We start from the raw sequence: 20,407 nt of genomic DNA, 5'->3' as shown, positions 1-20,407 counted from the left end.
ATCCAAAAATGAAAAAATGGGCTTTTTTAATACAAGTTAGCACAAAATTTCGTTTGGGGGGTAGTTGTATTTTCTTAGCTTGATGGTGATGTGGCTCTACCCCTTGTATAAGAGTTTGTTTTTAAACAAACTCTGTCTCAATAGTATCCTGATATTACAAAAAAGAACTAAGATGTTTCATCCTAGCTCTTTTTTAGCACTATCAACTTATTATATACATTCATCAATCGTTATTTTACTTCATTGGCAACAAAGAAATGCTCACATACACTTGAAATACGTTTTAAATCCACATTGCCACCTGAAATAACCGCTACTACTTTTTTACCCTGTACATATTTATCAACTTTGCCTGCAAGAAGAGCGGCTGTTGCTAATGCTCCCGCACCTTCTACGACAGCCTTTCCGCGTTGCAATAAGTCTTTCATCGCTACTTCTAATTCTTCTTCCGAAACAGTTACAATTTCATCTACTAGGTTTTTTACAATTTCAAAGGTTAAATTTCCAGGTATTTTAACTGCACAACCATCCGCTATTGTTGGAGCTTTATAATGTGATACAATTTCTCCAGCATCATAAGAAGCTTTCATACCGTGTACGTTTTCAGCTTGAACTCCAATAATATTAATGGAGGGATTAAATGATTTCAGTGCTACAGCAATCCCTGAAATAATTCCTCCCCCACCAATCGGAACAATAACAGTATCAACATCCCACATATCATCCAGAATATCTAACCCAATTGTCCCTTGGCCAGCCATTACTTCTACATCATCATATGGATGTAGGTATGTTTCGCCTGTTTCTTTTATAATTTCTTCACATTTCGCTTTTGCATCATCAAATGTATCACCGTATAAAATAACTTCAGAACCATATCCTCTCGTCGCATCCACTTTAGCTTGCGGTGCAGAGGTTGGCATCACAATTTTGCTTTGAATTTTAAGTAAATGAGAAGATAATGCAACACCCTGTGCATGATTTCCAGCTGAACAAGCGATTACACCACGTTCTTTTTCTTCATTTGTTAGTTGGGAAATTTTATTAAATGCACCACGAAACTTGAATGAACCCGTTAACTGCATATTTTCTAACTTCAAATAAATTTCTCCACCGGTTTTACTGGTTAAATAGAAAGATTTAACCAAAGGCGTTTTTCTAGCATTTCCATCTAAAATTTTTTGTGCCTTTTTTATATTCCCAATGTTGAGTGGTAAAATCTCATTACTCATATTAACACTTCTTTCAATGGCTTATAATCTAACTCTAGTGTTGCACCTAAATTCTCATAAGTTATAGTACCCTTGTAAATATTTATCCCCGTCGCTAAAGCCGGTTTATTTTGGATTGCATTCTCTAATCCATTTTTAGCTATTTCTAGTAAATACTCAATATTTCCATTTGCCAACGCCATAGTTGAAGTACGTGGAGTAGCACCAGGCATATTTGGTACTGCATAATGGACTACATCATGTTTAACAAATATAGGATTATCATGAGTTGTATAATGATCGACTGTCTCTACCGTACCACCTTGATCTATTGCAATATCCACAATCACACTTCCTGGCTTCATAGATTGAACCATATACTCTTTAACAATTTTAGGAGGACGAGATCCTGGTATTAAAATTGTTGAAATAAATAAATCTGCTTCTTTAATCGTTCGCTCTAGATTTTCAGTATTAGATTCAATTATATTTACTTCTTCTGTTGCGTATTGCTTTCTTAAATATGCAATTCTTTCTTGATTAACCTCTAGGATTGTAACACTACATCCAATTCCAATTGCCATATCACAGGCATTAGTTGCAGCATTTCCTCCACCTAAAATAACTACATTTCCGGCAGGAATTCCCTCAATACCTGATAATAAAATCCCTTCTCCTTGATGTTGTTTTTCTAAATAATATGCTCCCATGAATACAGCACGACGCCCAGCAATTGCACTCATTGGCTTTAATAATGTCAAAACACCATCTTCGCTAATTGTTTCTCCTGCAATTGCAGTAGTACCAGCATTTCTCATTGCTTCTACGCATTCTTTCGACGCAGCCAAATGTAAAAAACCCCAGATTATAAGATCTTTTTTAAAGTAACGATATTCTTCAGGTAATGGTTCTTTTACTTTAACTACCATATCAACTTCCCAAGCTTCTCCTTGTGCTACTAAATTTGCACCTGCGCCTGTATATTCATCATTTGTATATCCTGATCCAATACCTGCATCTTTTTCTACTAAGATTTGATGCCCTTCTTCAACTAACTTCCGAACATTTTCAGGGGTCATTCCTACACGTGCTTCTCCCTTTTTTATCTCTTTAACTACTCCAATTCTCACTTCTAACACATCCTTTTATAAGCAATATAATACCTAGGATTAAAAAAGTAATACGCGAATTTACCAAACTTATTATGTCCATTCATGTTATTTTTATCGCCTAACTAGCTTTTAAGGTAGAAAACATTCAATATCAATTATTGTTATATGGATATGTAAACATTTTTGAAATCCTAGGTAATATTCCTCCTTCCAAAAGTATGTGGAATTGATTCGGCGACTAAAGAGACGATGCACTGAAAGAATGTATGTACTGAAATTGTCGCGAAAACAGCATTGCTACTTGTATTAATAACAGAAACTGTATTAGAATTCACATTGGCAAAATAATATATTAACTAATTCAGTCAATGATGACCTCATAAACGTAGATTTAAATTAAGAAACCTCTTTAGAGAAAAAAACCCTAATTAGGGGCTGTTACTGTGCTTTTACAACAAGGCTATTCAAGAAATTACTAATTGAAGAAGCTTGAAAAATACGTAGGCTAAAAGAGCTGATATTATAATACTTTTCAGTAATTATAAGTATTGATGGAAAGTATTTAGATTCTTTTGGCTGCCAAGATTCGTTATGCCATTCCTGACTGTGGAAGTATAATTCATACCTATTTATTTTATCTTGCATAACTTTTTTGCTGTAAACTGACCTCTGGACTTCAATGAAGAATGGAGATCTACGCCAAATTGTAAATGCATCAGGTTCCATGAATTCTTTACCGTACTTTGGCTCCACTTTAAACAGTTTAGGTTTTTCATAATAGATAAGCTGTTTATATACATCTAATATGCCTAGAAAGTGGGGAATCTTTTGGCTAGTTTTGCGAAGTGTGCTGGATTGAGGGAAGTAAATGTATGGCTGTTGCGAGATATTGGCATCCACATGACCATCTCTTCTTAATCGCTTCATCACCGTATTACAGCATGTCACCGCGTTCTTTAATCCTTGAAAATGCAAATCAATAATGTCATCACGAGACATACATCTAAAACGCTTCAAATTGTTTAGTATGGCTTTGTCTCTATTCCTCATAATCTAACACCCCGAATAATTGATTTTCTTCTTGTGGTAGGTTTTGCAACTTTATATTCTCTTTCGGAACGCGATAAGGTTCAACTATCTTCTTGGCTTTACTTAATTCTAAATAAGGAGATTGTACTTTCTTTAATCCATTTAACTTTAATATCATTTGGCCAGATTGCTCCAAGCGTTCTGAACCAGGAGTACCCATAATATTACTGTTAATTGTACTATCACATTTAAAGCCCATTCTAACCGTCATATTGAGCTTTAACTTACCATCCAGTACTTTTGCATCAGGGCGTTGCATACTTAGCATTAAAAAAACTCCAAGTGCCCTTCCGACTGCCGATATTTTTTCAACTATAGACATACATTCTTTTTCATCTTGCAACATGACCACTTCGTCGATAGCAAGTAAGATATATGGTTTCTGATTATCAGGATTTAATTTGTTGTATTCGTCAATATGATCTACTTCATACTCTTCCATCAATTTTCTACGTTCGCGTATTTCCCTCCACACTTTCTGCAGCATAATCTTCATTTCTATTTCTTCCATGCAAACCTCTTTTACGTGTTTCACCCTTCGCAAGAAATGAAATTCGGAATTCTTCAAATCACCCAGGTACAAATGTAATTTATCAGGAGACATATATTGAATGAGTGTGGACAGTACAACGCGTACCATACTACTTTTTCCGCTCCCTGTCTCTCCTGCAATTAGAAGATGCGGCGTGTTTGAAGCAATCATGTCATACGTAATCGTATTTCCAAATTGGTCACGCCCTACAATTACGGGAAGATGATGTTGTATAAGTAATGGTTGCCACTTCTTATAACTGTAATTGTATGCTTGTAGCCCAGCATCCGAATGAAACACATTAAGTACAAACCTTTTAATATCACCTTCAATTGCTACATTACGCCCTAATATTTGTTGAAAGCAAAACCACTTCTTTTCAATGTTTTTCGGATCTAATCCGTTTGGAATGGTAAATATGTATCGAACCTTTTCTTTCGAGGAAAAAATGTCATGTATCTTCGGGTAAATGGGTACTTTTCCACCTCTTGTTTGATGGTCTACATATAAACCTGCCTTTACAAATACCTCTATAAGTCGATTCTTCAAACTTTGTTTATGAAGCCAATCCTTTAAAATCCCCATGTAATTTCCTCCCTAAAACATCTCCACAATTTGAATGAATACATAACCAATGAAACAAACTCCACCTATCCTCATTCCATAATATATTCCATCACTTAAAAGTTTCGCTGCTGCAACATGATCATTTTTCACAAGATGCTTTTCTAACAACGCTCCTCCAATTGTCGTTACTCCTAAAGCTCCTAAAGAGATAAATGTAGTTAACATATAAATCTCCCCTTTATAAACAGAATTTTGAATGTTGATGATACATGGGCTTACAAACTTAGAAATTTGGTAGAGTTACCTTGATAGCTAATTTGGTAGCAACCTTGATACATCTTATTGTGAATAGCTTGTACAATATGCAAATTTTTCTTTGCAATTGCGTATAGTTTTTTGCATTTTGGACAAGGATGATTAAAAAAGATTATGGAGGAGATTAGCGTGTGGGGTAGAGGTATTGGGAGACATAGAACAAAGCTAGCTAAATTTTTAGCTAGCTACGATTACTCAATTCAGGATTTTTCTAAAGCTAGTAAAGTAAACAGAAATACATTAGGCCAACTGTGTAATGACAAGGATTATGTACCATCACCAAATACAATGCAAAAAATAATGAAGATTGTTAGAAAACATGATTCTCGAAAACAAGTAACTGACTTTTGGCATATATAAAGAGAATAAACTCTTTATATATCATTCCTTATGCAAGCTTGATATTAATTTTTATAGGGATACGGTAACGATTCCTTATAGGCATTTCCTTACTGCCCTCTCGTTCTCGCACTAAGCCTTAATTAATTTTTTAGTAGTGGAAGATTGTTTTCTTTTATTAAATCATAAATGAATTTTTCTAATACACTTTCAGCTGCTTCTCGCATTTGATCCGGTGTTGAATCATTAAACACCTTTTCTATCTCCCTAAGTAGTTGTTTTAAAGAATGGTTTTCCTTGCTATTTTCCAGGAATTCTTCACCTAACCCTTGAACAAATGTACTAATAACAATTACCTTTTCCAATTTAGTTAGTTCCACCTCTATTCCTCCTAATCAGATTATCATTCTCATCAAACATGACCTCTCCCCTAATTAATAAAGAGTTACAAAAAGTCTTGTTGTTATGACAAGATATGCATAGATATTGTCTATTCTCATGATTTAAGTATTATATATATCCTGCGGTCTAGTCTTAACGAAATGCTCAGGAACTTCCCTAAATCGTATAATTTTCATAATAGACCAGTAAAAGTCTCTAAAGGTATTACTTTAAATTCAAATCACACGTTTGTTAGGATCTATAAATCCACACTAGAGGTAAAAAGTGGATTTATAGATCCGTATTTTTGGACAAATTTACCGGCTGAATTAACAGAAACTTTGTGTTACTCTGAACTTGTTGAATATCCCAATACATTCAACAATGCTCAAAATTGCATATTTACTATGCAACCATCCACCCAGATACCTTAGTTAATACTTCTCCCTAATTGTCGTTATTGCTAAGGTATCTTTTTAGATGCCCTGTGTGCAGGGCTTTTTCTCTCAGTGATAAAATTATTTCTTCCTTTATATAATCAAATTTTTTAGTACACTTTCTTAATAAAATTCAGATTTGGTATTTTTACTACCATTTACTTTATATACAGATTTTAAGTTTTTAAGTTTTCCCCTTACAATTTTGCAATCTTCTGCTAAAATCTAAACATATTTTTGCGACCACTAAACGAATATATAAAAATTAAGTAAAAGACTTTTATATCATTTTAAATGGTTGCCATAAAGATAGGGCAAATATCCAAGTAGGATCTCCATTTCCTTGATAGCTTTGAACCGCTTCATAAAATTTCCCTTGATACTCTACTTTATCTCCTTTTGTATATGCCTTTTTGGGATCCCATTTTTCATACGTTACATTTTGACTCTTTGTTGTTACTGGAAGGATATCGCTTTGAACCGAGATATTTCCAGCCGCATCTACAGCCTTTACAGTATATTTATATTCTTTATTAGCTGTAAGGTTTTGATCAGTAAACTGTGTTTCTTGTACAGTTTGAATCAATTGTCCATCACGTAACACTTGATATTCTTTTACACCCACATTGTCTGTAGAAGGATTCCATTTTAACTCTACACTGTTTGTTGTAACATCACTTGCATATAATCCTAATGGCTGTGTAGGAGCTTCTGTGTCCGGTTTAGGAATAACAATTTGATTTACTTTCTTCAGACCATCCTTTGTAACTTCATATATTACTTTTTTATCAAAACTTTCGCGTTTATTATTATCTAAATTTGTTAATATTGCTCTCTCTTCACCTTCTAGGTGTGTAAGTTCAATAAAATTGCCCACTTTTACTGGGACTGTTTTTGATTCAGCTTTTTGTTGGGTATTCCCATAAACCTCTTTGCTATATACCACTTTCCCTGATGTATCCTGTACTTTAATACTTGCATACGTACTATCAAAATAATTGTGTGGTGTACCTGCTATTAAACTAACTTGCAATTCTTCTGTTGATTTATTTAAATCAAGTTTTGCAAATTCAAAATCTCCTATACCCTTCATCGACCATGCGAAACGATCCCCTTCTAAAATGTTTGGAGATTCATTTTTGATTTTCACCTTTTTTTCCACAGTTTGATCAAATATATCTGTTAATACAATTTTTGCATAAGTATTTGTTGGTAATGATATAGATTGACTGATTCCATTTTGGTATGATTTAATATCATTAATTACGTTAATCGGTTGGCCCGTCATATTTTCATTATTATAAATTTCAATTTTCCCCTTAAATTGAGGGGTACTACTATCTTTTAATTGCCAAGTTATATTTAATTTTTCATTTTCATAATACATAGACTTTACATCATAATCTAGTTTTCCTATTTCAGGTTGGCTAGGTTGATTTAACGTAAATGTTTTTCCTGTTCCAATAGTTGATCGAGAGTCTCCCCCAGCCTTAAACCAAAGATATTCTGAAGTAGCTCCCCCATCCCAATTATTATTCAATGGCTCTTGCCCCTCTATTGATTGAGTATTCCAAGATGTCCATTTTTTATCTGAGATATTTCTTCCATATCCATTTTTTACACGTGCCTCTCTTACATCTTGTCCATTACCAAGCCAGTCTTCTTGAAACAGCGTTTGTCCATAGTTAAATGTAACGTTAGGAACTGGAAAGTCCATAATCCCAATAAGCTTCCATTGGTTTTTTGAAACATCTTTTAACCACTGTCCAAATTTTGTGTGTCCATTCTCTTGCCAAGAACGCATTGTCATGCGATACCAATTATAATTCTTCCAATCATATGTCGTCTGAATTTTAAGACCTGTTCCTTCTCCACCAAAATTACTTGCAACTGATGTAGGGGATACATATTCTGCTTTTATTGCCTCCTTAGAAGAAATAGGATCCCAAACTGCAAAGTGTAAAGTACGCTTTCCATTTTCATCAAAACCGCTTTGTTGTTGGAATCCAGCATACCCACCAGCTTCTCCCCCCTGGTTCCAGTTATGTACAGCCCAATATGTATAAGGTGCTGTTTGAACAGGAGACCAGTCTATACTAATAATATCTGAAGAAACACTATTTTTAGGTGTAACATAAACTCCTGGAGCAGACGCCGCCTCTATGATAGAAATTGATGATCCAAACATCGAAAACACCGTACTAGCTGCTGTAATTGCTAGGATTTTTTTGACGCCATTTCTTGTTCTTTGATTGAACATAATTTTCCCTCTCCTCTTTCGTTATTAATAACTATTTAAAATAATATCTCTCTATATACAATTGAACAAATTTCCCATGAATGTAGTACTATTTTAATAAAATGGATATATTTGATGTTATTTTCACTGTTATTCCATAAGCATTTATAGTATTTCGTTATAAATTTAAGTTATATATCGCTGAATTTATCCTATTAACAATAGAAAAATTCATAAAAATAAAAATATTCCAGAACTTTTTAAGCACTTATTAATTAAAAACCCCCATTTTTCTACAAATGAGGGCGTAATGCGTTGAAAATCTTATAGTTTACTTTCTACATCTTGCTTGTCTAAAAAATATTGAATTCATTTTTAAGTATTTGATGATATTGTTTTTCTGTTATTTCTTTTTTAATTTTCTTTCCATGCCGGGTTTCTGTAAAACTTTGCTTAGTAAGTGCAATATGCCCGTGTTCAATTAATTTGCAAATAATATTCGCCTTATTTACTGGTGATTCTGGATGCTCTATAACCATGTTTTGTATAGCATTCACTTTCTTTTCATTAATTGCATTTAAATAAAAAGCATAACCGATAGACCAGGTATCACTAAGATCAGAATCAAAAAAATGTGAAGTTTCTCCATTTTCCCCTTTTTTCATTTCTAATACATGCGTTCCTTTCTCCGTATTTTGTTTGCGAACACGATATTCGCCAGTTACAGAAGTCACACTGTCACCGTGAAAAGGAACAGGATGTAAAGGGAGATAGGATGCAAAACCGGCGTCTATAATATAGTTTTCATATTTGTGTTGTAAAACGATAAGTGCGTGGCCATCGTCAGGGTTCCACTTTCTTGTTTTTGGATCATATAGAGTTCCAGCTATTCGATACACATTAAATCCACAATCACACAAAAAATAATATAATAAAGAATTAATTTCATAGCATAATCCGCCACGTTTCTTTAAAAGCAGCTTTTCTTCAATATTTTCTCTAGAAAATTCTTTCGTATTTCCTTCCATGATGTCTATGTTTTCATAAGGTAATAAGTGCCCCATCTGCAAAAGAATTGTATGTAAATCTTCAAATTTCACATTTTCTCTTGGGGGAATTTTTAATTTTGAGAAAAACTTTTTTTGTAATTCAGTTAACATTATATATCTCCTCCATTTGCAGAAATCATATATATTTACCTATATATTAAGACTATTAATTATATATGGTGTACAGCTTGATTAATACATTTCATAAGAGTGTGCAGCACTAACCATATTAGCGACAATTAAGGAGCAAGTGCGCAAAAATCCCTTAATATTTATTCAAATGTATCTTTTTGATATTTTGGCATCTTTACTAATCCCCCAAAGCTGAGTTGATAAGAATTTTAAATGTAATGTCTAAATGTGTACTTTGTGATAAATCGAAAAATAGAGAATCTTAGATGCAGTTATTATTCAGATAAACAACTATATAGCCTTTAATCCTTCTATTTATACATATAATACTCTTTATATCGTTCAAACCTCGATTTTTTTGTTTTTGCTGATACTATGGGTGACCTTAATGTTTTAGAGGATGCTGCTTGCTTTGGCATTTGTAATACTCCACGTTTCTTGAGCTCTCTATACAAACTACTCACTTTGCACCCTACTATTTTCGCAATATCTGGATATTCTGTCCCTTGATTAAATAATTGAACTGCTCGTTTACATCTTTCATCCCATTTTTCTTCTGTGGTTCGATTTTTAACTGTTTTTTGGTCTAGCTTGATACACTCTCTTTCTATATTACACTGCTCAGCATTATACTGTTCTGCGTCTGCTTGACGATTACAATGCTCCTCCCCCTGTAAGGGTATCATTTTTTCTTTTTTCACAACTTCTTTCATGTTTCATTCACCTCATTTTGTTTGATAAATTCTCGCAGCCTACTGCGTTATCTGCAATTCCCGCTAGTTTCTAAGATAATTATTATAAAAAAGACCATTAACGCTCCTTTTCCTTATCCCTACTATGCATAGTTTTAATCTGCTATTTACACGCCATATTGTTTTAGTTGTTTACGCAAACTACTTACATGACATCTGAATTGATGTGCATTTTTAAAATTTGGAAATATCTTCTTTTCCTTAATACAAGCACTTTCTAATATTAGTAGATTTGATTGATCTCATTTGAACCAGTCTATCTATTTTTGAACCTAAATCCAAACAACCCTACAATTACTTTCATAAAACAAATTTTAAAATCTGAATTTACCAATTAATTTTCTAAACAAATGTTAACGATGTGGCAAAATTAAAAATGAAAAAGAGTATGGCTTCCTTCTTGTTGGCAAATGAAACAAAAATTTCTTTAAATCTTTATTAGGAATAAGTTTTAAAGTAAAACTCGCCTTGGTTATAGTTTTACATAATTGTAAACTATAGTAAATTGATATTATTAATATTGAATATTCTTAACATTAATCCCATTTATACCCATCAACAAACAAAACATTAATATTAATTCCTACTATGAGTGAATTATCGCTGTGATATCTTGGGTCACTAGTTCAGGAATAGATAATCCGTAGCCTATATGCTAGATGTTTTTTAGGAGGGTTATCCTATAGTAATAGGTTAGCTTTTATTTGCTACTTTCTCCTCGAAAACTTTATCGATAAGATTATCAATAACTTCCGTGCATCTTATAATAAAATCCGCATCCTCACGAGTAGTATCACTATTGCTAATACGTTCAATTACTTCTGTTCCATATTCCCTATCCTCATCTGTTTTTGCTAAATACCTTTTGTAAGCCCTTACAACTAGTATTGCGTCTTTTTGATCCATATCAATTTGGCGTAGCTCATCATCAAAGTCTTCCAATGAAATCCCTCCTGTTTGTAAATAATGAAGTCTATTTAATTATATTACAATATAAAAATTTATTGTTGTAATTATTTTTGTGAACCTGTGTAAAAGTGTAAATGTCCACGTTTACACTTTTACACATTAAGAACGAAATTAAATGGAAGAATATGAAGTTGGATATAAAGAGCCATATTCATTTAACACTTGTAAAGAAGGATTTATAGAAGGTGAATATAACAGAGGCTTTTAGATTAAACAATATTTATTATATATCGAGTCCATATTATAACTCGATGCTGCTGAAAACGGGATATAGTATTTAAATCAAAGGAGTGGGAAAATGAGTACACAATATAAATAAGAGAACTAAAATATCTAATGGATCTCACAAATAGTATAGGTAATGTATATAAAAAGAACACTTGTCTTGGAAACAAGTGTTCTTTTCATTAGATAAATTGCTACTTGCCAACAGCAGGTAGTTGTTATCCTATTCATATGTTCAATAAGATTATAACACATATTCTAGTTATGTAGTCGGAATTGTTTCTTTTTATTATTTTTTTACTTGCTAATCCATTTGGAGATAATAGGATAATGAAAATCTTTTCCTTGTAATACATATAAAATTCCTTTAAGGGGCCCGAAACCTAATAAAATAGTTAGGATTATATAAATTGGGGCTGTCCACAATATCATGGACATATTACTCACATTCATATCAGAATGGAACATAGAAAGCATTAAAGTCCTCATTACAAAAGTATTCCATATCAATACAATAATCCAAGTGAATAGCTGATAAACAGCTGTTTCAATAGCAATGATACGAAGTTCTTTTGATTTAAATATGAAATAAAAAATTAAGGGTATATAAAAAATTGTAATGCTAAAAAAAGTGAGAATGACGAAAGATAGTAAAGTAATAGTATGCATCATTAATTTTAGTTTTTTTTCCTGAGATAAACTCACTTAAACCCCTCCTATATATAGATTTGGTTCTCTTAAAGTTAACGCTAACTCATTATAACACGCTAACCAACGTAACAAAACATATTTATTTAGTTGTATTTTGTTACATTTTTTATTTTGAAATATGAAATATCCTAACCGTTGAATTTGCTGTAACTATGATTAACGATACAATAATACCAATAGGAAGGTTGCGTTGTGGATCTTTTACTTCTTCTGCCGAAGTTGCTAATATATCAAATCCCACAAAAGTAAAGAATTCAGCTGCCCCACTAGCTAAAAGGCCACTTACACCATATGTTGTAAACGTTACCCAGTTCCCCGGCTTTATATAGAATACACCGACTATAATAAACAATATAACCATTCCAATTTTAATTAACACCATTATATTATGGTAGATTCATCATACCACCTTGAGATGGAATCATTAACAGTGATTTGGGCATCTCCAAACCCAATCCACTTATTAAAGTGTGAAAATAACCTGTCCCCCCACTAGCAACCGCTGCTGTTGCTAAAATATATATTGAAAGTAGCATCCGACCAACTAAATGTGCAACTAATTCACCAATTGTTGCATAGGCATACGTATATACACTTCCTGAAACCGTAAGTATAGAAGCAATCTCTGCGTGACATAAAGCTATAAATCCACATACAATTGCCGCCAATACAAATGAAAAAACAACTGCTGGTCCGGCGTCTCTTACTGCTACTAATCCTGCTAACACAAGAACCCCCTTCCAATTATTAAACCTAATCCTAACATAACTAAATCAAATGAACCCAATTTTTTCATTAAGGTTTTACTCTTATTAGGTTCTAATAATTGTGTAACAGATTTCTTTTTAAACAACTTACTCATATCTTCTGTATCCCCTTTGAAAAATAAGGTGTATTCTTCTCATTCTTATGTCATGTACGTGTATATAGATATTGGCTAATTCACAATATATGTTGTAAAATTATGAAAAAAAATCAAAGATATATTTCTGTGAAAAATTATAGAAATCGATTCCATAAACACTATTCCATTTATTCGATAGGTTAATAAGCTTTTCAAACGCCATTCCGCGGTTTCCTTGTCTCATCTTTATTCCTCATTTTCTGTTAAAAAGATTATTTTGTTCAATTATTTTTCATTAATCAGAAAAATTTGTTACATCCTTCTTATACATTGGCATTACAAATATCACTTCATTTCTTAATAGTTAGAACTCTACACATCGTTTTTCTTTGTTCCACCCGTAACATGCCATAGATACATTATTGGTTCCTTTCTTTCTTCTATTTCCCTCAACCCTTTGAATAAAAACTTAATATTCCGTTAATAATGCAGACACATGGTTATCTTTCTCCGATTCCCTTATATCAGCAGTTAGCTATTGCTAGCTGCTTTTTTACTTATCCCATGTAATAACCTTGTTCTTTTACCTTTTCCCATTTATCAACATCAAAAATTGGGTCTTCATTGCGTTTCCGAACATAGCAATTGGTAACCAACTTTACCTTTACAAATTTTTTATCAAAATCTTTTGTCCATTCCTCAGTGTACAGTTCCTCACTGATCACTTCTTCAATGTATTGCTCTAATAAATTTATATCCATTCCCCTTTTCTAATAAAATAGCGTTTTTATTAAAAGTTCTTTGGAATTCAATAATTTAAAATGAGTGTATTTAAATTCTCTTTTCCGTTAAAATAAAAAAGATTAAATAAACGTTTTAGAAGGGATTATTAATGACACGAATTATACTTTTTGATGGGGACTGCAATTTATGTAATCAAAGTGTTCAGTTTATTATTAAAAGAGATCCTAAAGAATATTTTAAATTTGCATCACGCCAAAGTAGTATTGGCATTCAGTTATTAAATCAATACAACATTAGCGAAACAATAGATAGTGTGATATTAATTGATAATAATAGGGCTTATACAGGATCCGATGCCATACTGAATATTTGTAAATACTTAAAAGGAAGTTGTAAATTATTATTTATCCTTTTAATAATTCCAAAACCTATTCGAAACTTTTATTACAAAAAAGTTGCAGAAAATAGATACAAATGGTTTGGCAAACAAAACCAATGTCTTATTCCTACTCCGGATATCAAGAAAAGATTTTTAAGCTAGTTGAAAATATAAACATTTTCAAAAGTCTCTCAATGAGAGGCTTTTTTTCATTTTTATAGCTTACTATTCCTCATAGTTGTGTTTTCTTCTATGACTTTTATAAAGTTAAAGTGTCCATCAAGATAACAATCATTGATATAATCCCAAAAATATATTTCATTAACTTCGCTTAAAGTAAAATTTTCATTTTTTCATTCAACCAAGTTCATAACATATTCTTTTCCCCCGATAAAATAATGATTAGGTGTCCCATGCCCATTTTATCCACTGGAAATAATATCTTTCACGTACTTACATATTAGAAACTTCATTTCTGATTCTTCTGCAATAGCAATTTTGTTCACTTTTTTGATACATTTATGAAACATTCACATGGTATCTTCAATATGTTCTATTCTTTTTGAAAAACCATGTGAGAATACCAAAACAAGAAGCCCTAGAGCCCTAACTCTAGGGCTTCTTGTTTTCAAATAAGGGTTTTGTTAAATATTCAATTGAACCTTTTTATACTCTCTGTATTACTAGCCCCCAAGATATTCAAAAACCATATAAATCGGTAATACTAATGTAAGGTTTCCCAATATGAACTAATGTATTTATGTTGTAAACTATCTATCGGCAATAAATATAAAAGGAGAAACATTTATGACTTTTGAGGATAACCGTAAATTAGGCATTCAACAAGGATGTATAGTAATTACAGAACAATCGCAATATCTTGTTGTTAAAAAGAATGAAAATTATTCTTTATTAAACATCACAACTGCAGAATGTATAAACTTTGAAGTTTCACTTGAACACCTTGAAGAAATGGTTCAAGTAGATTTAAAAGAAAAAATCCAGGATATCATTCCACCAGAGAATATTAAAATCGTAGCTCAAAACAAAATATAAAACGTATCTTCTAAGAGCACTTTCGATAGTGCTCTTTTTTCATAAACAGTTTCAAATAACTATTTTGTTAAGTTTTATTAATCCCTACATTCTCTTAATAAGTTCCGTATAGAAGAAACTCATTCAAAATGGAAGAGTGGGGAAATCACTGCTGTTATGTTTATGGAAATGTTAGAGCTAAAGAAAAACACGTTTTATAAAATAATGAAGGAATATGAAGAGAACAAATTACAGACCAAATAAAACATATGAGCCGAATATTCCTTAGAGTAGGAAATTCGGCTCATTTTATGTCGAATTTTGCTTAACGTATATTTTCGTTAAAATGTGGGCGGTACCCCTTCTTGAACTGTTTTCCTTTAAAGTATCTCATGCATCATGCTCCCCGAATCATTTTTCTTACATTTTAATTTCGCTTAGAAAACTTTGCAACAGAACCCTAGTTACTATGCTCTATGACCCACTGTGTCTTAGAAATATCCTCTTCACTTAGCCAACCTTTTGTATATAAGAACTCCTTTAATTTATCATGCTCCTGAAGAGATTGATTTTTATCCTTCGATTTTTCTAAAGAGATTTCAATAATCGATTCAGAATATCCTTCCAATGTCCAAAGCTCTATATTGACACTTGTACTTTCCCATGTGCCCTCATACTTCTTAGCCTTTACAGGACCGTAGACTTTTGAATTTTGAATTTGATTCTCGCCCCACTTTTCAACTTGCCAGTTTAGAAAAATCTCCGGAGCATTGTCAAGAAACATTGTTCTTAACTCTTTAATATCAGGTAAATTCGAGATTGAAGAATCAGGTATGGGTTCCTTCTTTTCACAAGAAACACTTAATGTTTGTTTATGTAACCCCCATTCAACCTCTACCGCAAAATTTTCACTTGAATCATGAAAGCCATCTGATAGCACTTGCTTTAATGTCTCATCTATATTTCCATTATCAATAGGGTACCTTTTTTTATAGGTTAATTCATAATTTCTATTATTTTTTTTACGGTTACGCAATATCCAACCTTCCTTATAGATATCTTGTCCCATTGTATCAATAAATTGAATATCTAGTTGTTTAAAATCATTATTTGATATGTTAAACTCCTTTGTTACACAATCCTGCAAATTATTCGCTGTATCAAGAACCTTATTTATCTTAAGAAAAAATTTAACTTCATACTCATATTCCTGATTTATTAACATAATTTCCTCCTCAAACAACTATTCAAATAATTATTACATAATACTTTACAAAGATACGATCCGTAATAAGAAATGCATCTTTAGTTTCAATCCGATAATATGCATGGTAAGTTGGAGCAATTTCTCTTGCTTTATCCATCAAAAACTCAAAATTTTTTCATTTGTAGTAATACGAAAAGACTTAGAGGACACTTGTTCAACTTTCAAAAGCTCATGTCCTTCTTTGAAATGGTTTAGACTTGTTCTAATTACAAATTGATTATTTTGTTTTTGAAGCATAACCTGTTCCCGCACGATACGTATACAATGCTTAGATCACCTGACTATTGTCTCCTAGTTTTAAACGGAATACTAACACTCTTTATGGTTCTAAATATATTAAAAAATATAGATTCCTCTTATTGAAATTTACTTTTTCTCTAAAAAGAGTAATTTCAATAAGAGGGACTATTTTTAATATTAGGTAAAGCTTGCTACTATATTTAAGAGAAAAACTTTTCACACTGTACGATTTTCATCTGACCATTTCATAAATTGTTCTAAAGTTATTAAACCTTTAAATTGATATCCTTCTCCAGGTCCGTTGGGTTTTAACACAACCATCCCCATATATGGAAGATCATTTTGCGCAGCATCAAACAAATGCAAATGAGCGATAAGTACCTTATTTAATCCGTCAGAAGGGGGTGTTTCCAAAGTATGAATTAACTCTTCCTTTATTTTTTGTTGTTCAATCTCCAAATTCTCTTCTTTCAAGTAATGGATATCCCTTAGACTACCTTGGACTTCGATATGCTCTGGTTTAAACGCAATTATTCCTGTTTCCTTCGTACGCTGCGTAGGGCTCACCAGAACTTGATATTGAATAGGTATCTTTCGTTCTTGAAAAATCTTTCCGATTTGTTTAGCCTGTTGTTTCCCTTCTTCAACTAATATATCTTCGGAGCTATCTGGTTTAGCATGTCTGAAATACAGGATATATCCACCACCTTGAATTTCTTTAAGCAGTTCATACTCTTGTATTTCATGATTTTGAGATTCCGTATTTAACATCACGATTTACCTACCTCCTTATTCATTTACAAATCATGTTTACTCTTTTCCAAATAAACAGTATTTATACACATAAAAATAAATGGTTCTGTTGCAAAGTTTTTAAATGAAGCTACACTCTAGAAAATAGGATTTAGGAGAATCAGACATGAGATGTTTTAAAGGAAAACTGGAGTGAACCCTGAGAATGAGACGATAAAAAACACCTCTCTAAATCGTAAGTATCAGTTATGATTTTAATGGAGGTGTTTTTTATGTCTGTTTCTGTGTCTGACGAATTACAACTATTTGCTCAAGAGATAAAACGCTTAATTTGGGTCTGAACGACTATATAAGTATTAACCAAAAGAGGAGGAATCCAAATGAAATATATAAGTTATAAATAAGCAGATGGAAACACTGGTTATTATATTGATGAACCAGGTGTAGGTTGGAAATATGCACATGGAAATGCTGATAGGCATCACCTTCCAGACAGGGCGGTCATTAACAAATAACACCTACAGATATATCTGTAGGTGTTATTTGTTAATTTATTTATGATTGTAAAATTGCTTGTATTTCTTCAATACGTAAATTCGTAAACTTTGCAATATCTTCCATTGGCATTCCGTTTTTATGCATACCACGTATCAGTTGCATTTTCCCTTTTTCCATCCCTTTTTCCATCCCTTTTTGTTCTGCATGAGCAAATTTTGCGGCCTCATCCATAAGAACTTTTTCCCTTGCTTCATACGCTTGTCGGAAAGAAGAATCTTGACTCATACGTTCCCATTTATTCATTGCTTTTTGTAAAATCGGGTCTTGGTTCATCGCAATATCCTCCAATGTTTGGGTTAAGTGTTCATCCTCATTCGCTGGAAGTAATAACAACCATCGAACAAATGAATCTTCCCAGGGATTAACTTGTTCATTCCGCCACTGTTGCATGAGTTTTGGAATCTCCACAATATGGATTTCAATATCATCACTCAATACCTTCTGTTGTTGCTGATTCCATAGAATTCCTGTTGTATGGAATGCCTCGTATTCAGGACACATAACGAAATTTAACAAATTAATCGTAATTGTTTTATAAAGAGAACTATATGGTATTCCTTTTTGAAGTTGGGATGTGTATAGCCTTCCCCAGTAATATAAACTTCTCTTAATCATATCATGATTATTATTTAGCTGTATTTCCACATTTACCTTTGTTCCCGTATCTAATGTTGCGGAAATATCTAAAATCGATAATTTATCCTCTTCATGTTCTCGGTGCAAGTCCGGGTCTTCTAACTGTAATGAATCAATCGGTGACTCTAACGAGTCTTGTAACATAGCATTTAAAAAAGCAATTAGAATATCTTCATTTCCACTTGTACCAAATAATTGTTTAAAAGCAAAATCAATACGCAAATTCACTAACTGTTGGTTAGACATGGGTTTTCCTCTCCCCACCCCATACGATGTTTTTCTTTTATTGTACAAAATAGAGTGGTAACCATGCAAATAAGTCCTTATCACCACAGACATAAGAACTTACCCCGATATTTATAATATATCACTGATTCTCATCAATTTAACATTTTGTATGTTTTGTAAAACTAGTTTATTAAATAAAAAAATCCCTTCACCATTTGTGAAGAGGTCAGTATACAGTGAAAGGGTACTTCCATTTTAATATGTAAAAGAAAAAACTCGTATTGATAAAATTAATCTTTTTATTTTTGCCGCTTTTAATTCACTATAAAGAAACTATAAGGATTAAACTCATCCTATATGGAGTTTTTATGTTCCTCATTAGACATGTATATTTGATAAATTATAATCTTTTATGCAATATTGCATAAAAAAACACCTGTTACTCTTGCTATAATTTTGAATGTAAACTGTTGCATCCAACATTTTATAATCTTCTATATTCATTAATATAGAAACCCTAATTACAGGCAAAAGGTGAAGAATATTGGTGGTTCTTCCCCTTTTGCTTATTTTTCTATCAGTCTAATGATTCATTCTATAGTCTAAAAATTTTAGTTAGCAAACTAGCGATAAATACTTTCTTATTGTTTCTGTTGCTTTTAAATAAAGTCACGGTGTTTATAAAAAAGACGTGATGTTTTGCCCCATTGGATCTGTTTATCTAAAGGGTCGTTAATGAAAAATATTGTAAATTAGATTTAGATTAAACATTAAAATATATATTTCAAAACTTATACAATTATATCGATATATTTCAAATATAGCTAAATTGTATTTTTGAAATAACATATAAATTTATAATGAATCAATCTTATTCCCCCTTTTCGGGGATTTGAGCAAAATTACCCTATGTTAAATATTTTCTTAGTTATTTTAATCCTAACTTTGCACATAATCGATACAAAAAGTATAGTCCATGTAACTGTTCTTGATTACGTTTATTTAAATGCTGTTGGCACTCCTCGACAATGCTTTTTGCCCCTTCAATGTTGCATTCCTCCAAATCTCTAATAGATTTTTTTAATTGAACAATTTCGTGTGAATACACAGCGTTTTGTGTAAGCTTCATTAACAAAATTTTAATAATCTGATATGAATTAAAATAGCGATAATTATTTTCACCTCTCTTTGAATTAACATATCTCTCTTTTTCCCAATATCGTATAGTAGAGGTAGAAATTTTTGTTTTATTTGCTACTTCTCCAATCGTCATTAAGTTATTTGCTATCGATTGAGAATCAATGATATTGTTTAGGTCTTTTATTATTCTAGTAGCTAACTCTTTTTCTTGATAGGTGACTGCTTGTATCTCGTTGATTATCCAGAGGGCAGAATTTAAATTTTTTTGTTGCAGTTTTTTTAATACAGCTGTTGTTATCTCCATTCCAAACCCGGGTGACATGGCTACTATACATTCAAAATATGCTAAATGTTCCTCCGTATAGATTCGATATCCTGTACCCACCCTTTCTGTGGGTGGGATAATCCCCCTTGTTTCGTAACTTCTTAAGGTGCTAGTACTTAAATTTAACCTTTTCGCAATATCAATAGGCCTTATATTACTTTTCATTCTTTTTCATCCCTATCAACATTAAATTTATTA

General features: G+C 32.2%; 20 protein-coding genes and 2 pseudogenes. 4 read left to right on the top strand and 18 right to left on the bottom strand.

The genetic code is table 11. The annotated features are described in order from the left end of the window. Positions 1-230: 230 nt before the first annotated feature. The 6 genes from tdcB to ACTFN4_RS26615 form a co-directional block, all read right to left on the bottom strand. Complete coding sequence (gene tdcB / locus ACTFN4_RS26640; RefSeq protein ID WP_000064086.1) at positions 231-1,232, bottom strand: bifunctional threonine ammonia-lyase/L-serine ammonia-lyase TdcB; 1,002 nt, start codon at positions 1,230-1,232, stop codon at positions 231-233. After that, on the bottom strand, positions 1,229-2,341 hold the full coding sequence (gene ald, locus ACTFN4_RS26635; RefSeq protein ID WP_335446477.1) for an alanine dehydrogenase: 1,113 nt from the start codon (positions 2,339-2,341) through the stop codon (positions 1,229-1,231). Before ald ends, tdcB begins: the two co-directional genes overlap by 4 nt. Positions 2,342-2,514: 173 nt before the next feature. Then, on the bottom strand, positions 2,515-2,658 hold the full coding sequence (locus ACTFN4_RS26630) for a hypothetical protein (protein WP_157453536.1): 144 nt from the start codon (positions 2,656-2,658) through the stop codon (positions 2,515-2,517). A 103-nt stretch (positions 2,659-2,761) separates the two neighbouring features. Then, the gene (locus ACTFN4_RS26625; RefSeq protein ID WP_086422715.1) at positions 2,762-3,373 is read right to left on the bottom strand and encodes a replication-relaxation family protein; all 612 of its coding nucleotides are present in this window, start codon (positions 3,371-3,373) and stop codon (positions 2,762-2,764) included. Beyond that, complete coding sequence (locus ACTFN4_RS26620; RefSeq protein WP_439963062.1) at positions 3,363-4,529, bottom strand: FtsK/SpoIIIE domain-containing protein; 1,167 nt, start codon at positions 4,527-4,529, stop codon at positions 3,363-3,365. Before ACTFN4_RS26620 ends, ACTFN4_RS26625 begins: the two co-directional genes overlap by 11 nt. Positions 4,530-4,541: 12 nt before the next feature. Continuing rightward, positions 4,542-4,736: a hypothetical protein gene (locus ACTFN4_RS26615; protein ID WP_000958230.1), complete on the bottom strand. Its 195-nt coding sequence runs from the start codon at positions 4,734-4,736 to the stop codon at positions 4,542-4,544. 219 nt (positions 4,737-4,955) lie between these two features. Here ACTFN4_RS26615 and ACTFN4_RS26610 point away from each other — a divergent pair, with 219 nt between their 5' ends. Then, positions 4,956-5,186, top strand: coding sequence for a helix-turn-helix domain-containing protein (locus ACTFN4_RS26610; RefSeq protein ID WP_000264559.1), 231 nt, complete (start codon positions 4,956-4,958; stop codon positions 5,184-5,186). Positions 5,187-5,308: 122 nt separating this feature from the next. Here ACTFN4_RS26610 and ACTFN4_RS26605 read toward each other — a convergent pair whose 3' ends face one another. From ACTFN4_RS26605 to ACTFN4_RS26570, 8 genes and pseudogenes are all read right to left on the bottom strand, one after another. After that, positions 5,309-5,545, bottom strand: a complete 237-nt coding sequence (locus ACTFN4_RS26605; RefSeq protein ID WP_000424048.1) for a hypothetical protein — start codon at positions 5,543-5,545, stop codon at positions 5,309-5,311. Positions 5,546-6,263: 718 nt separating this feature from the next. After that, complete coding sequence (locus ACTFN4_RS26600; protein WP_000483139.1) at positions 6,264-8,243, bottom strand: DUF3472 domain-containing protein; 1,980 nt, start codon at positions 8,241-8,243, stop codon at positions 6,264-6,266. 332 nt (positions 8,244-8,575) lie between these two features. Next, entirely contained in the window at positions 8,576-9,382 is an 807-nt protein-coding gene (locus ACTFN4_RS26595; protein WP_439963061.1) for an arylamine N-acetyltransferase family protein, read from the bottom strand. A gap of 332 nt (positions 9,383-9,714) precedes the next feature. Next, on the bottom strand, positions 9,715-10,116 hold the full coding sequence (locus ACTFN4_RS26590; protein WP_065705905.1) for a hypothetical protein: 402 nt from the start codon (positions 10,114-10,116) through the stop codon (positions 9,715-9,717). Between the two features lie 732 nt (positions 10,117-10,848). Then, entirely contained in the window at positions 10,849-11,097 is a 249-nt protein-coding gene (locus tag ACTFN4_RS26585) for a hypothetical protein (protein WP_086400830.1), read from the bottom strand. Positions 11,098-11,646: 549 nt separating this feature from the next. Continuing rightward, complete coding sequence (locus tag ACTFN4_RS26580) at positions 11,647-12,054, bottom strand: hypothetical protein (protein ID WP_439963060.1); 408 nt, start codon at positions 12,052-12,054, stop codon at positions 11,647-11,649. Between the two features lie 151 nt (positions 12,055-12,205). Next, positions 12,206-12,922, bottom strand: a pseudogene (locus ACTFN4_RS26575) (amino acid permease); the annotation flags it as partial. Positions 12,923-13,461: 539 nt separating this feature from the next. Then, the gene (locus ACTFN4_RS26570; protein ID WP_439963059.1) at positions 13,462-13,665 is read right to left on the bottom strand and encodes a hypothetical protein; all 204 of its coding nucleotides are present in this window, start codon (positions 13,663-13,665) and stop codon (positions 13,462-13,464) included. 131 nt (positions 13,666-13,796) lie between these two features. Between ACTFN4_RS26570 and ACTFN4_RS26565 the strand changes: the two genes are divergently transcribed. The 3 genes and pseudogenes from ACTFN4_RS26565 to ACTFN4_RS26555 all read left to right on the top strand — a co-directional run. Further along, complete coding sequence (locus ACTFN4_RS26565) at positions 13,797-14,189, top strand: thiol-disulfide oxidoreductase DCC family protein (RefSeq protein WP_086422710.1); 393 nt, start codon at positions 13,797-13,799, stop codon at positions 14,187-14,189. A 645-nt stretch (positions 14,190-14,834) separates the two neighbouring features. Continuing rightward, positions 14,835-15,083, top strand: a complete 249-nt coding sequence (locus ACTFN4_RS26560; protein ID WP_439963058.1) for a hypothetical protein — start codon at positions 14,835-14,837, stop codon at positions 15,081-15,083. Positions 15,084-15,191: 108 nt separating this feature from the next. Continuing rightward, a pseudogene (locus ACTFN4_RS26555) lies at positions 15,192-15,326 on the top strand (recombinase family protein); the annotation flags it as partial. A gap of 196 nt (positions 15,327-15,522) precedes the next feature. On the opposite strand, the gene ACTFN4_RS26550 reads toward ACTFN4_RS26555, so the two are convergent. The 4 genes from ACTFN4_RS26550 to ACTFN4_RS26535 form a co-directional block, all read right to left on the bottom strand. Next, positions 15,523-16,287, bottom strand: a complete 765-nt coding sequence (locus ACTFN4_RS26550) for a CYTH domain-containing protein (protein WP_439963057.1) — start codon at positions 16,285-16,287, stop codon at positions 15,523-15,525. 498 nt (positions 16,288-16,785) lie between these two features. Beyond that, positions 16,786-17,340, bottom strand: coding sequence for a histidine phosphatase family protein (locus tag ACTFN4_RS26545; protein ID WP_439963071.1), 555 nt, complete (start codon positions 17,338-17,340; stop codon positions 16,786-16,788). 537 nt (positions 17,341-17,877) lie between these two features. Continuing rightward, positions 17,878-18,762, bottom strand: coding sequence for an Rpn family recombination-promoting nuclease/putative transposase (locus tag ACTFN4_RS26540; protein ID WP_439963056.1), 885 nt, complete (start codon positions 18,760-18,762; stop codon positions 17,878-17,880). Positions 18,763-19,672: 910 nt separating this feature from the next. Then, complete coding sequence (locus ACTFN4_RS26535; protein WP_439963055.1) at positions 19,673-20,374, bottom strand: MerR family transcriptional regulator; 702 nt, start codon at positions 20,372-20,374, stop codon at positions 19,673-19,675. Positions 20,375-20,407: the final 33 nt, after the last annotated feature.

This window comes from Bacillus cereus group sp. MYBK95-2 (genome assembly GCF_051915225.1).
Taxonomy (GTDB): Bacteria; Bacillota; Bacilli; order Bacillales; family Bacillaceae_G; genus Bacillus_A; species Bacillus_A cereus.
Note: the sequence above shows the minus strand (reverse complement) of the source record. Positions and strands in the feature narration are given on the sequence as shown.